This is a genomic window from Arthrobacter sp. SAFR-044 (genome assembly GCF_059414985.1).
In genome coordinates, this window is sequence record NZ_JBPFDN010000016.1 from 32976 (window position 1) to 46270 (window position 13295).

General features: G+C 66.5%; 13 protein-coding genes. 5 read left to right on the forward strand and 8 right to left on the reverse strand.

Annotated features, from left to right (window positions below):
* Positions 1-17: 17 nt before the first annotated feature.
* Complete coding sequence (locus ACR65J_RS19050; protein WP_440171997.1) at positions 18-233, reverse strand: hypothetical protein; 216 nt, start codon at positions 231-233, stop codon at positions 18-20.
* Between the two features lie 354 nt (positions 234-587).
* Here ACR65J_RS19050 and ACR65J_RS19055 point away from each other — a divergent pair, with 354 nt between their 5' ends.
* Both ACR65J_RS19055 and ACR65J_RS19060 read left to right on the forward strand, forming a co-directional pair.
* On the forward strand, positions 588-1526 hold the full coding sequence (locus ACR65J_RS19055; protein WP_440171998.1) for a polysaccharide deacetylase family protein: 939 nt from the start codon (positions 588-590) through the stop codon (positions 1524-1526).
* Positions 1527-1679: 153 nt separating this feature from the next.
* Entirely contained in the window at positions 1680-2324 is a 645-nt protein-coding gene (locus ACR65J_RS19060) for a hypothetical protein (RefSeq protein WP_440172000.1), read from the forward strand.
* A gap of 32 nt (positions 2325-2356) precedes the next feature.
* Here ACR65J_RS19060 and ACR65J_RS19065 read toward each other — a convergent pair whose 3' ends face one another.
* Positions 2357-3598, reverse strand: a complete 1242-nt coding sequence (locus tag ACR65J_RS19065) for an NAD(P)/FAD-dependent oxidoreductase (RefSeq protein ID WP_440172002.1) — start codon at positions 3596-3598, stop codon at positions 2357-2359.
* Positions 3599-3728: 130 nt separating this feature from the next.
* Here ACR65J_RS19065 and ACR65J_RS19070 point away from each other — a divergent pair, with 130 nt between their 5' ends.
* Positions 3729-4733 (forward strand): hypothetical protein, encoded by a 1005-nt coding sequence (locus ACR65J_RS19070; RefSeq protein WP_440172004.1) that lies wholly within the window; start codon positions 3729-3731, stop codon positions 4731-4733.
* 73 nt (positions 4734-4806) lie between these two features.
* Positions 4807-5883, forward strand: coding sequence for a hypothetical protein (locus tag ACR65J_RS19075; RefSeq protein ID WP_440172006.1), 1077 nt, complete (start codon positions 4807-4809; stop codon positions 5881-5883).
* A 64-nt stretch (positions 5884-5947) separates the two neighbouring features.
* On the opposite strand, the gene ACR65J_RS19080 is transcribed toward ACR65J_RS19075, so the two are convergent.
* Positions 5948-7627 (reverse strand): GAF domain-containing sensor histidine kinase, encoded by a 1680-nt coding sequence (locus tag ACR65J_RS19080; RefSeq protein ID WP_440172008.1) that lies wholly within the window; start codon positions 7625-7627, stop codon positions 5948-5950.
* A gap of 699 nt (positions 7628-8326) precedes the next feature.
* On the opposite strand from ACR65J_RS19080, the gene ACR65J_RS19085 reads away from it, so the two are divergent.
* Complete coding sequence (locus ACR65J_RS19085) at positions 8327-8512, forward strand: hypothetical protein (protein WP_440172010.1); 186 nt, start codon at positions 8327-8329, stop codon at positions 8510-8512.
* A gap of 137 nt (positions 8513-8649) precedes the next feature.
* Here the strand turns inward: ACR65J_RS19085 and ACR65J_RS19090 are convergent, their stop codons facing one another.
* From ACR65J_RS19090 to ACR65J_RS19110, 5 genes are all read right to left on the reverse strand, one after another.
* A complete protein-coding gene (locus ACR65J_RS19090; protein WP_440172012.1) occupies positions 8650-9495 on the reverse strand; it encodes an aldo/keto reductase in 846 nt (281 codons plus the stop codon).
* A 116-nt stretch (positions 9496-9611) separates the two neighbouring features.
* Positions 9612-10055 (reverse strand): hypothetical protein, encoded by a 444-nt coding sequence (locus ACR65J_RS19095; protein WP_440172014.1) that lies wholly within the window; start codon positions 10053-10055, stop codon positions 9612-9614.
* A 7-nt stretch (positions 10056-10062) separates the two neighbouring features.
* Positions 10063-10689, reverse strand: coding sequence for a bacterial proteasome activator family protein (locus tag ACR65J_RS19100; RefSeq protein ID WP_440172016.1), 627 nt, complete (start codon positions 10687-10689; stop codon positions 10063-10065).
* Between the two features lie 78 nt (positions 10690-10767).
* Complete coding sequence (locus ACR65J_RS19105; RefSeq protein WP_440172018.1) at positions 10768-10971, reverse strand: YbdD/YjiX family protein; 204 nt, start codon at positions 10969-10971, stop codon at positions 10768-10770.
* Positions 10971-13268 (reverse strand): carbon starvation CstA family protein, encoded by a 2298-nt coding sequence (locus tag ACR65J_RS19110; protein WP_440172020.1) that lies wholly within the window; start codon positions 13266-13268, stop codon positions 10971-10973. Before ACR65J_RS19110 ends, ACR65J_RS19105 begins: the two co-directional genes overlap by 1 nt.
* Positions 13269-13295 lie beyond the last annotated feature (27 nt).

The window sequence follows — 13295 nt, forward strand, 5'->3', positions numbered from 1 at the left end:
ACATGGTTCCGGCCCGGTCAGCCCTTTGGAAGCTCATTGAGTTTGGATCGGATGAAGTCCTGGTCCTCGCGGGAAACGGCTGCCTCGCCGTGAAGTCCCGTGGGAAGGCTCTCCCCGGTTTCCTTGGAGATCACCGCAGTGATGGTTCGCGGAAGTATCTGGCATCCCGGGTTATCGATCAGCCACTTCTGGGTTGCCGGGTCCAGGCGGCCCCAACGGTCTTTGAGGTTCATTGCTGGATGTTGCCTCCGTGCTCAGGTGATGGAACTGGGTCTGCAGCGGGCCCTTGGCCCACCCCAAACCACAAGTAAACGCGAGCCTGGACGGAAGGCACAGGGGCGAAAGTCCCTGCCGCAGCCCTTTATTACGGCCGCCACCCCGGCCCCGGGCAAGGTTCAGGAAACGGCAAGGGAGCCTTGGTATTCTCCCGGTATGACCCCCCGCTCCCAGGTTGCTGTTGCGCGCGCCGAGGCCTTCGACGCTGCATTTCCCGCAGATTGCAGCCTCCCCGCGCCTGCCACGTCCGCGTACCGGGGCAGGGTAAGCCGGATACGGGCCGCAGAACAGTCCCGGAAGAGGAACTAGCGGTGGAACCACATGTCCCCCGGCACTTGAGCCGGGACGGGAATGGCCCCGGCCGCAGGGTAGTCCTGCTGGCGGCAGTGCTGACAATGTCCGCTGCCGTGCCCGACCTGCAGCCGCGCCTGAAGCACACATCCAAGGCGCCGGAGACGCCGGCCCCAGACGATGCTGCGGCGGGTGTCAGCTCAACTGTCCTGCACTCCGGCCCTGACGGCGACGCGCCCGCCCCCAGCACGCCGGCAGCGCCCGTACCGTCACGCGCCCAGATTGTCGACACCTACGGGAAGCACCAGGCCCGGTACTGGGGCCTGGAGGCTCCCGGAGTCCTGACGCGGCTGCCCCGAGCACAAGAGGGAATCGCGCTCACTCTTGATTTCTGCGGCGGCCCCGGCGGTAGCGGCTACGATCAGGCATTGCTCGAGACGCTGCGCCAACGCCACATCCCGGCCACGCTCTTCCTGAACTCCCGGTGGATCACTGCCAACCCCGCTGCCACCCGGCAACTTGCGGCAGACCCCCTCTTCGAGGTGGCCAACCACGGGACTTCCCATAAGCCGCTGTCCACCAACGGCAACACGGCGTACGGCATTCCAGGCACCAGGAATGCAGGGGAAGTCTATGACGAGGTCATGCCGAACGACGACGCCTTGGCAAGCATCACGGGCAAGCGCCCCAAGTACTTCCGCCCGGGCACCGCCTACATGGACGACGTCGCCACGGACATCCTGGGCGCGTTGGGCGTGAAGCCGGTGGGCTTCAGCATCAATGGTGACGGCGGTGCAACCTATCCTGCCGCCGTCGTCGCCAATGAGGTGGGCAAGGCCCGGGCAGGGGACGTGGTCATCTGCCACGGCAACCACCCCAACGGTGGAACGGCCGAAGGCGTGAAACTGGCGGTGGACAAACTGCTGGCAGCGGGAATGAGCTTCGCCCGCCTGCCCTGAAACATTTGCCCTGGGGTACCTGCCCCGGCGCCACCGGTGCCGCTCCGCTGGCGGCCCGCGAACCCATCCGATACGTTGACAGGGAACCTGCCCGGTCGCATCGGGTGGACCGGGTGGACCGTCTCCTGCCGATGCTGGACGTTAGGAAACCCCATGGAACAACACGACAACCCCGCAACCGGCTGGGTTCCCGCCTGGACGGACCTACAGGAACGCAGCGTGGGCCCCATGGACGGGGGCTTCATCATCGAGGGCGGGATGGGGCAGGATACGGAAGGCAGGGAGTACCTGGCAGGCTGGCCGGGACCTGACGCTGAACAGCTTGCCGCCAAGGCGTCAGGCGAGCCCGGCGCGCGCCTCACCCTGCTTTGCTCTGACGCCGACGCCGACGCTGCCAAGGGCCTTGCACCCGGTGGCCTCGTCCCTGTGGCGGAGCGGGTACTGCTCATGGCACCGACAGGCGAGCTGAACACTGCTGTGGAGCTGCCGGAAAACGCGCAGGTGGCCCTGGCACCCATGGAAACCTTTGACGCCGTCGAAATCACTGTCTTCGACCACCCCGTCGCCAAGGGACGCATCCAGGTGCGGGACGATTTCGCCGCGGTGGCCATCACCGAACTCCCCGAGGGGCCGGAGAAGGAGACCTTCGAACGGGGTCTGTTCGCGGCAATGGCGGAAGAGGCGTTCCTCCACGGCGCCGAGTACCTACACATGGTGGTTGAGATGGAGGCCGCGGCCCCCTACGAGGCATCCGGTTGGGCCGCGGCGGGCCGTCTCGTGAGTTTCGAAAGGAGCTGACGACGGCGGCCCAGCCCACCACGGGTGGGTTGCTAATCCGGCCGACCGACTACCACCTGGGACGGACTGTGGGTGACATAGCCGTTAGCCCAGGAAAACAGCGCCCTGACTTTCTGCTGGAATCCGGGCAGCAGGGCCAGGTGGACCGCCAGCCATGACACGAAGGCCAGGGGGCCCTGCAGTTGCAGGCGCTTCCGGCCCAGTTCCGCGACCGCTGCGCCCCGTCCCACCATGGCCATGTACCCCTTGTCCCAGTACCGGAAGGGCTCGCGCACACCGCCGGTAAGGTCGGCGTAGATGTTGCGGGCCGCCCACTTACCCGACTGCTGGGCTACCGACCCAAGCTGCGGCAGCTTGTTCCCGGCGGCGTCGGTGATGTTGGCGGAGTCGCCCAGCACGTAGACCCCTTCAAAGTCGGGCGCTGTCAGATCGGGCTGGACGTCCACGCGGCCGCCCTTGCCCTGCTTCAGGCCGGACTCGGTGATGATCCGCCCTGCCTGCAGGCCGCCGGCCCACACGACAACCCGGCCGGAGATGACCGTCCCGTCTTTGAGGGTCACCCCGTCCGGCCGGACTTCGGCCACGGCCTGGCCCATGTGCAGCTGCACCCCCAGTTTTGTCAGGCGGTCCCGCGCGTACGCCTGCGACTTTTCCGAAAAAGCGGCAAGTACGTTTGGAACCATATCCACCAGGTGCACGTGGCACCGGGCGGCCAGCTCCGGCGTGAAGTACTTGGGCACGAGGTACTTGACGTTTTCGGCCAGCGCGCCGGCAGTCTCGACGCCGGTGGGACCACCGCCAACCACTATCACGTCGGCGTCTGCGCCGGGCTCCCGGTCAGCCTCGTCCAGGATGGCAGTGATGGCCGCGCTGAGCCGCGTTGCATCCGCCACGGAGTACAGCGGGTAGGCATGCTCATCTGCGCCGGGGGTGTTGAAGAAGTTCGGCACCGCCCCCGTGGCGATGACCAGGGCCTGCGCGCGGTAGGCGGACCCGTCCGCGGTGGTAACGGTGCGGTTGGCCGCATCGATCGCGGTCACCTCCGCCGTCAGGACCCGGACGCTGTTGATCCCGCGGAACTCCGATCTGAGCGGCCGCGTGACCGTGGAGACGCCGATCTGGGATGCAGCCACCTGGTAAAGGAGCGGCTGGAACTGTTGATAGTTGTTGGCGTCAAGCAGCAGAACCCGGACACCCTTCCGGCCCAACTCCTCAGCCGCCGTTTTCCCGGCAAAACCGCCGCCCACCACGATGACTTGGTATGAATCCTCCATTCGTGCAACTTACCCCTCCGGGCCGATGAGTAACAGGGTGCCTTTGCCGGTTCCGCCACCGCACTCCGTGGCCCGGCTCCTGGACCGCAAATCCGCAGGGCAGACCTGCCACGGCACCTAAGATTGCGGCATGGAAGACGAAACCCTCGCGGACATTGCCAACAGGCTGTACGCGGGGCCGTTGGAGGCCTTCGTTGCCGCCCGGGCCGCCGCGGCCAAGGAGAGTGCCGGCCGGGACAAGGACCTGGCGGCAGCGGTCCGGGGCCTGCCAAAGCCTTCCGTCGCAGCGTGGGCGCTCAACATGCTTGCCCGGCACCGGCCGGACGTGTTGGCCCGGTTGGGAGAACTTGGGGCACGGATGCGGGCAGCCCAGGACTCGCTGGACGCGAGCGCCCTGCGGGAGCTGGGCCGCGAGCGGCGGACCATGCTCGCAGACGCCGTCGAGGCTGCCCGCTCTGTTGCCCGGGAGCAGGGCCGCGCCATCAGCGACGCCATGGCATCCGACGTCGAGGAAACCCTCCGGGCGCTGACGGCTGACCAGGGCGCGGCCAGCGCCGTTGCCAGTGGCCGGCTCCTGAAAGTCCTGTCCGCAGACGGCGTCAACGACGTCGACCTGGACGGCGCGGTGGCACTTCCCGGGTTGCTCCCGGCTGCGCCCTCCGAGCCCCCCGCCGGGCCTCGCCCGGCCGCGCGGCGGGTGACAGCACCGAAGGCAGCGGCGCCCAAGGCCGCCGTGCCGGAGACACGGACGACGCCGGCGGAGCGCCCCCAGCCAACGCCTGCCAGACCCCGGCTCGAGGCAGTCCGGCAGGCTCCCCGGCGGGCCTCGCCGCCTGCGTTGGAACGGGCCAAGGCCGTCCTCGCGGAGGCCCGGGAGGCTGAAGAGACAGCCTCGCAACTGGCCCGCGAGATGCAGGAGCAGGAAGATCAGGCGCGCGTGGAAATCGCGGAACTGCAACAGGAAACCGCTGAACTTAGGAGCCGGCTCAAAACCGCAGAAGAGAACCTGGATCGCTCCCGGAAGCGGCTTGCCGCCACCACGGCAGAAGCGAAACAGGCCGCGCGGGCGGCAGGCAAGGCCAGCCGCACGGCCATGCTGGCACAGGAACGCGTCCTCCGGCTGGGCAGCACCTGACGGGAAGCGGCATACGTCCACGGGCGAAGCAGCGCCTCTCGCCCCGGGCGCAGGCGGGACCTACTCTGGAGCTATGGATGCCGCAGCAGCTCATGCCTTTGCGATTCCGCCGGTGTCAGTCCACCGCCCCACCACGGCCGGGGAAGACACCATCACCCTGGCCGCCGGCGTGTGGCTCCTCATAGGGACCTACGTGGACGGTTGGGCCCACAACAACCTCCGCGGCCTCGAGACGTTCTTCACTCCGTGGCATGCGGTCCTCTATTCAGGCTTCGCTGCCTGTGCCGTCTGGATCGCTGCCCTGACCTGGCGCCGGCACGCGCCCGGCGTGCTGTGGCGGGACGCCGTCCCCGCAGGCTATGGGGCCGCTGCGTCCGGCGTCGTGCTGTTCCTCGCTTCCGGGGCCGGAGACTTAGCCTGGCATTCCGTGTTCGGGATCGAGCAGAACATCAACGCGCTGTTCAGCCCGACCCATCTGGGCCTGGCCACCGGCGGCTTCCTCATCCTGGGCGCGCCGCTCTCCGCCGCGTGGCAGGCACCGGTGCGGCCGTGGACGCGGCTGGTACCGGCGGTCGCCAGTGCGATGCTCGCCGGCATGGTTGCAGCGTTCATCCTGCAGGAGTTCGCGGTCTTCGCCCGGCATGGGCTCATCCAGACGTACACAACCGCTGCCGGTGCGCAGCCTGCCGTGACTGTTCCAACGTCCTCAAGCGTCATGGTGTCCCTGGCATCGTTTCTCGTCTCGACGGTGGTGGTCTTTGTTCCTGTCTTCTTGCTGGCGCTGCGATGGCGCCTGCACCCTGCGGTTCCCGCGGCCATGGCACTGGTCCCGTCCGCGGGCCTGCAGGTCATGGTGGCCCTGCGGGATGCCTGGCTGCTGCCGGCGGCCCTGGCTGGTTCCATCCTCGTCGGCGCGGTGTGGGCAGTGGTCCGGCCACAGCCTGGCCATCCCGCACGGCTCATGACCGCGGCAGGCCTCGTCCCCGTCGTGTTTTGGGGTCCTTATTTCGCAGGCGTGGCGATCCACGACGGCGCGCTTAGTTTCTCCCCTGAAGTCTGGAGCGGAATCCTTGTATGGACCGGGCTTGGGATGCTCGCGCTCGCCTCGCTCACGGTGAAGGTGCGGGAAGCGGCCACCGCCACGGGTTGACAGGGCACGTGACTGGTTGGACACACCCGGGAATCCGGCTTCCTTCCTGGTCACGGCGCAGCGTTTACTCACTAAGGGGTGCTGCCCACCTCACGCTGGTGCCCTGCCCGGGCGTGCTGTCGACGTTGCAGGACCCGCCAAGGCGGGCCGCACGGTTCTTCATGTTCTCCAGGCCGCTTACCCGTTGTGGATCTTTGAAACCGCACCCGTGGTCGCGGACCGTGAGGACCACCTCGCCGTCCTGCGCGGTAAGTACAACCTGGATATCCTCCGAACCCGAATGCCTGACAGCGTTGCTGACGCTTTCCGACAGCACCGGCAACAGCTGTTCGGCCACCTCGTCGCCCACAACGTCGTCAACGGGACCCGAAAGCTGGATCCGGGGTTGGAATCCGGCTGCGTTGGCCGCTTCCTGGACAGCGCGCAAGACTCGGCCGCTTAGGATCTCCTGGTCGAGTTGCCGGGCTTGCAGGGAGTAAATGGTGTCGCGGAGCTGGTGGATACAACCGTCCAGCTCGCCGGTGATTTTGACGATGCGGCGTTCATGGGCGACAGGATCGGACGTGTAGCGCCGCAAGCCCTGGATGCTGAGTCCTGCCGCGAAAAGCCGCTGGATCACCAGGTCGTGCAAGTCCCTGGCAATGCGTTCCCTGTCAATGAACAGCGCGTGCTCTTCCCTCAGTTGGTTGGCCCTCAGCAAATCAAGCGTCAAGCCAACCCGCGAAGCAAACACCGCACTCTGCTCGACGTCCACGTCCATATAGGGCGTTGCACCGGTCGGCCGTGCCAGGATCAGCACGCTCTCGCGCTGGCCATCACAGTCGCTTCCCAAAGCGGCCACCAGGACAGGCCCGAGCTTCCCGGCCGACGACGCGTCGAACACCTGGAGCGGGTCCGACGACGCTGCTGACCCGCCACTCGCACGTACTTGGGCCAATACAGGGCCAGCGGGCAGTTCCTGCCCTGCGGGCATCGCTTGAACCCCCAGCGACGCCCGGCACCGTACATTTCCATCCACGGATACCGATGCGATCAGTGACAAGGCCGAGGCGGAGGCATGCAATGCCCGTTCCGCGATCATGTCGAGGTTTTCAATATCGGATCCCGGCCTGGCCTTCAGCCGGTCGCTGACTTCCATTCCCGCTTCCAGCCACCGCTGGCGGCTGTTGCTGTTCTCATACAGCCTTGCGTTCTGGATGGCTACGCCGGCGGCAGCGGCCAGGGCAACGGCAAGGTCCTCGTCCTCGGCCGTGAAATCCTGGCCGTCGATCCTTTCTGTCAGGTACAGGTTTCCGAGCACCTCGTCCCGTACCCGGACCGGAACGCCCAGGAAAGTCCTCGTCGGCGGACGGTTGGCCGGGAAGCCGGCGGCGAAAGGATGCTCTCCCGGATCCTGCAGTCGCACCGGTTTGGGTTCTCGAGTCAGATCCCCCAGTACACCGTGGCCAGTGGGAAGATCACCGATGACACGCGCACCATCCTCATCGATGCCGACCGTGATGAAATGGCTGAGCTCCTGATCATTTCCGATGACGCCCAGGGCGCCGTAACGCGCACCCACCAACTCGCAGGCGGCCTGCACTACCCGGTCAAGCACAGCCTCAAGGCTCAAGTCCTCTGTGAGGGACACCACCGCTCCAAGCAGGCCTTCCACCTGCTCCTGGGTCCGGACCAGCTCGTCCGCCCCGTCCACAAATTCACGCAGCAGATCGCGGGTCCGCTGCCTAATTGGTTCACGCCACATGAGATAACACTCCAGTCATTGACCAGCATCATCCACGGCGGCCTGCCTCACCCCGGATCCTACGCATGCCTGACAGCCCCCAGCGTCTCCCACCAACCATGCTATCCATCCAACGCTTGGATAAAACAGCCCTCAACGCCGAAGTACGTCACAGTTGTTCCCAAAGACACCGGACTGAAACCCTTGGCGTCGTCCGGCTGCAGCGGGTAGTTTGATGACGCGGCTATGCAGCCAGCCCGCCGGACACCACGAGAAGGCACCAGTTCCTTGGAAACGACCCACAGACTGCGCCCCCACCCTCCCACCGCCGGACCCCAGCGCACCTTCCACGCCTTCAACAGTTGGGCCGGCGTGCCGTCGTCGGACCTTCTTTGCCTCAAGAGCACCCTGCTACAGCACGAGGCGGAAGCGGACCCGGCACCGGCAAGGGCGCTGCTGGCCCAGGTCGACCGGGAACTCGCCCGCCGCATGGCAAACGCTCGCCCGGATCCCCTACTCGGCCAACGGCCAGAGCCGCGGCGAGGCGAAAGTCTCTCTGAACCAGCCGCGTGAAACCTCGGCTGTATGCCCCCAAACAGCTTCATCCGGTACCAATCCCGCGGCGGAGGCGGTGGATCCTCGACTTGGGCTTACATCCCACAACAACAACACGCGGAGCCGGTTCCAAAGAATGTCAGACCCCGGTTGCAGACTGGATCCATGGAAAACCAAGCAGTACAGGAATTTCACGTTACCTACTTCGACGCCGACTGTGGCCGGGCACGGTCCGAGGTCTTTGACACGCTCGAAGAAGCCGAGCGCTTCGCCTGCCGCCACTGCCATGGCGAGGACAGCTGGGCCATGGTGGACGCCGTCACCGTGAAGCACGTCCAGATCGCTGCCTGACCGGCCCACGTCCGGCGGGCACGGCATGGGCGACATTAAATGCCTCAGCCCGTGCTGCCTGGCAATTGCCTGCAACACGGGCTGAGGTTGGCTTGGCAGTGTGCACCGGCCGCTTGGACCGATGCCGCTCCCGGGGATTAGGCGAAGTCGGACACCGCCGGGTCGGCTCCGATGCGGCCTTCGCCGCCGGCGGTCCGGTCCAGGTCGTTGATGGCTTCGACATCCTCTGCATCCAGGGAGACCTCCAGTGCTGCGAAGTTCTCCTTGATCCGTGACTCAGTCACCGACTTGGGGATGACCACGTTGCCGATCGCCAGGTGCCAGGCGATAACCACCTGGGCCGGGGTGGCCTGGTGCTTGGCAGCGATGGAGGCGACCGCCGGGTCCTGCAGCAGTTCCCCGCCCTGGCCCAGCGGGGACCATGCCTGGGTCAGGATGCCTTTGGAGGTGCCGAACTCACGCAATTGGCGCTGGCTGAAGTATGGGTGCAGTTCGATCTGGTGGATGGCCGGAACCACACCCGTTTCGTCAATGAGCCGCTGCAGGCCCTCAACGGTGAAGTTGGAGACGCCGATGGACTTCACCCGGCCGCGCTTCTGGAGTTCAATCAGGGCCTTCCAGGTGTCAACGTACTTGTCCTGCTTGGGCTGCATCCAGTGGATCAGGTACAGGTCGAGGGTTTCCAGGCCGAGCCGGTCCATGGACTCCTCGAAGGCGGCGAGGGTGGACTCGTAGCCTTGGTCCGCGTTCCACAGCTTGGTGGTGATGAAGATTTCTTCCGGAGACAGGCCGGAGCTGGCAATGGCACGGCCCACGCCGGCCTCGTTGCCGTAGATCTTTGCCGTGTCGATGTGCCGGAAGCCGGCCTCGAACGCCTGGCGCACGACCTTTTCAGCCACGTCGTCCTCAACCTGCCACACACCGTAGCCGAGCTGGGGGATCGTGTTTCCGTCGTTGAAAGTCAAGGTAGGTGAAAGAGTCATGGTTTCATCCTGCCAAAGCTGCCCGCCCCGGCGCTCCGGATTCCGGCCCTGTCAGCCACACGCTTAACTGAAAAGTAGGCTTCCAATTCGGGAATATTCCAGCGGCGCCCGCGCAGCTATTCCGCGTGAAGCTGCCTCTCGGCGTCGTCCACCTGCTGGAAGACGGCTTCAGCGCGGCGGTGCACGGACGCTGCACCCACCGGCACCGGACCTACGGCGAGCCGCAGCATTGCTGCGGCTTCGGCCGTGGTTGCCAGTGAATTTCCGGCCTTGGACAGGGATCTGTGGACGTCCGCCAGGGCCGCCGGTATGTCCAGCCCGTCGCTGGGAACGCGCCGCTGCGCCTCCATGCATACCGCACGGACGCGCGGCAGCAGGGCAGCAAGCTGGTTGGCGATGTCCACCAGCTCGCCGTACAGCTGGTCATCCTCCACGCCCTCGAGCACTTGGTGGAAGCGGTCAAGTCCCCGGTGGAAGCGGTCGTGCGCTCGGCGCCACAACCCTTTACCCAATTCCACGTCGTCCTTGCGCCCCTGCCTGGCGGCGCTGAAAAATCCCAAGCGGAGCCTACAGGTACTGGCCCGGGCCGTGGTCCGGGTCCTCACGCTGGCCGGGCCGGGCCGGCTGACCCTGCCGGGCGCCGGCCGGGGCACGCTGGGGCTCGCCGTTTTCACCGATGACGACGCCGGGCGCAATCATGGTGCCCGGCGGCAGCTGGCGCAACTGAAGCTGTGCCGCTGCATGTTCCCGGGCTGCGTTCTGGGCGGCGATGGCCGTCTGGATCCCGTGGAACAGGCCCTCAAGCCACCCCACCAGCTGGGCCTGGGCGATCCGAAGCTCGGCGTCGGAGGGAGTTGCCTCGTCGGAGAAAGGCAGGCTGATCCTGTCCAGCTCCGCCACCAGCTCCGGCGCCAGCCCGTCCTCGAGCTCCTTGATGGAGCGTTCGTGGATGGCCGCGAGCCGCCCCCTCGCGGCGTCGTCCAGCGGCGCGGACTTCACCTCTTCGAGGAGCTGCCGGATCATGGTGCCGATCCGCATCACCTTGGCAGGCTCGTCCACCAGGTCCTGAAGGCTGCTGCCCCGGGGCCTGCCGTCCCCGTCGGACGGAGCCGGGACGGGCGCCTCGCTGTCATCAACGGGAGTGCCTTCTACCGGGAGATCCTCAGCTGCCTGAGTGTCGTTGGGATCGCTCATGCGTTCATACTCTCATGGCCCATCCGCCCAGGGCCCACCGGGGGAACCCTGTGGCAGGCTTGTCCGCTGCGAGCTCAATCAGCAGCACCGGCCCTGCGGGTTGGTGTCCTGGCGGTCCGTCCGGTCCCGCCAGAACTCACGCTCCGTCAGGGGTGCTTCCTGGTGTCCTGCCGCCCGGTGATGTTCCAGGTACTTGGCGTAGGCGTCGGCGCCCATGACGCCGCCCAGGTAGCGGGCGAACCCGCGGAACCCGTTGGCGACCAGGGCGATACCGGTGCTCATCAGTGCCCTGCCCGTTCAAGGCGGGCCTCGGCGGGCACTTTCTCCCACTCGGCAGCCAGCTCCCGTTCGGCGGTTGTCTGGACGAGCCCGGCGGGGGCAAAGACGCGCGACGGGACTGCCGGGTCCTCGTTGTCGGTGGTGGCCACTCCTTCGGAGCGGTCACGGAACGCCTTGACCGTGGCGAGCACCGCCGTCGCAATCACGATGATGCTGAGCACCACGAAGATCACGGACAGCCAGCCTTGGATGGCGGTGTTGCGGACCACGGCTTCCATCGCAGCGACCGATTTCGCGGTGCCGAACTCCTTCTTGCCGTCGGCCAGGGCCTTGCTGAAGGCAGCGTTGTTGGCGAAGTAGCCCACGGCAGGAGTGGAGGAGAAGATCTTCTGGTAGCTCGCCGTGATGGTGACCACCGCAGCGAACGCCAGCGGCAGGGCGACGATCCAGAGGTACTTGAAGGTGCCGCGCTTGGCGACGATGGCCAGGACCACGGCCAGCGCGATGGCGGCGAGCAGCTGGTTGGCGATGCCGAACAGCGGGAACAGGGTGTTGATGCCGCCCAGCGGATCGGTGACGCCCATCAGCAGCACCGCGCCCCAGGCTGCCACCATGATGGCGGTGCAGAGCCAGGCACCGGGCCGCCAGGAGGCTTCCTTGAACTTGGGAACGAAGTTGCCGATGGAGTCCTGCAGCATGAAGCGGGCAACGCGCGTGCCGGCGTCCACAGCGGTGAGGATGAAGAGCGCCTCGAACATGATGGCGAAGTGGTACCAGAAGCCCATGAGGGCGGTGCCGCCGACGAACTGGTGCATGATGTGCGCCAGGCCCACGGCCAGCGTGGGGGCGCCGCCGGTCCGGGACACGATGCTTTGCTCGCCCACGTTCCGGGCCGTCTCGGACAGCAGGTCCGGGCTGATGTTCACCCCGGCCAGGCCCAGGCTGTTGACCCAGGTGGCTGCCGTTTCCACGGTTCCGCCGGTGAGGGCTGCGGGGGCGTTCATGGCGAAGTACAAGCCGCGGTCGATCGAGATGGCTGCCACCAGGGCCATGATGGCCACGAAGGATTCCATCAGCATGCCGCCGTAGCCGATGTAGCGGGTCTGCCGTTCCTTCTCCACCAGTTTGGGGGTGGTGCCGGACGAGATGAGGGCGTGGAAACCGGACAGGGCGCCGCAGGCGATGGTGACGAACAGGAAGGGGAACAGGGCCCCGGAGAACACGGGTCCGTTTTCCCGGCTGGCGAATTCGCTGAACGCGGGAACGGTGACTTCGGGACGGACCACGATGATGGCCAGCGCGAGCATCACGATCACGCCGATCTTCATGAAGGTGGAGAGGTAGTCGCGCGGGGCCAGGAGCAGCCACACCGGCAGGATCGCCGCGATGAAGCCGTAAATGATGAGGCCCCAGGCGATGGTCACCTTGTCCAGGTGGAACACGGTTGCACCCCACTGGGTCTGCGCCACCAGGCCGCCGCCGATGATGGCTGCCATCAGCAGGACGAAGCCGATGATGGAGACTTCCATGACCTTGCCGGGCCGGAGGTAGCGGAGGTAGACGCCCATGAAGAGGGCGATGGGGATGGTCATGCCCACGGAAAACACACCCCATGGGCTTTCACCCAGGGCGTTGACGACGACGAGCGCCAGGATGGCCACGATGATCACCATGATGAGCAGGGTGGCAACCAGGGCGGCGGTGCCGCCGATGACGCCGAGTTCCTCGCGGGCCATCTGGCCAAGGGAGCGGCCGCCGCGGCGCATGGAGAAGAACATCACCAGGTAGTCCTGGACGGCGCCGGCGAGGACCACGCCGACGATGATCCAGATGGTGCCGGGAAGGTAGCCCATCTGGGCCGCGATGACCGGGCCCACCAGCGGGCCGGCGCCGGCAATAGCGGCGAAGTGGTGGCCGAACAGCACGTTGCGGTCCGTGCGGACGTAGTCCTTGCCGTCCGCCTTGTATTCGGCGGGGGTGGCACGGCGGTCGTCAGGCTTGGTGATGTAGCGTTCGATCACCTTGGAGTAGAAGCGGTAACCGATAAGGTACGTGCACACGGAGGCGAAAACAAACCAGATGGCGTTGACGGTCTCACCCCGCACGATGGCCAGCATGAACCAGGCGACGCCGCCCAGCAGCGCAATCGCCGCCCAGAGCGCGATCTTCGCCGGGGTCCATTTCCGGTCTTCGGCTTCGAGCCGGGCCTCGTCCACGGCGGGCGGGGGAAGACTCGGGTCCGTGGCCAGTCCGCCCTCCGCCCGGGATCCGTTCTTCCGTTGGTCAGGCACTCCGGCCATGTCTCCTCCTTGAGAGATTTCCCACTT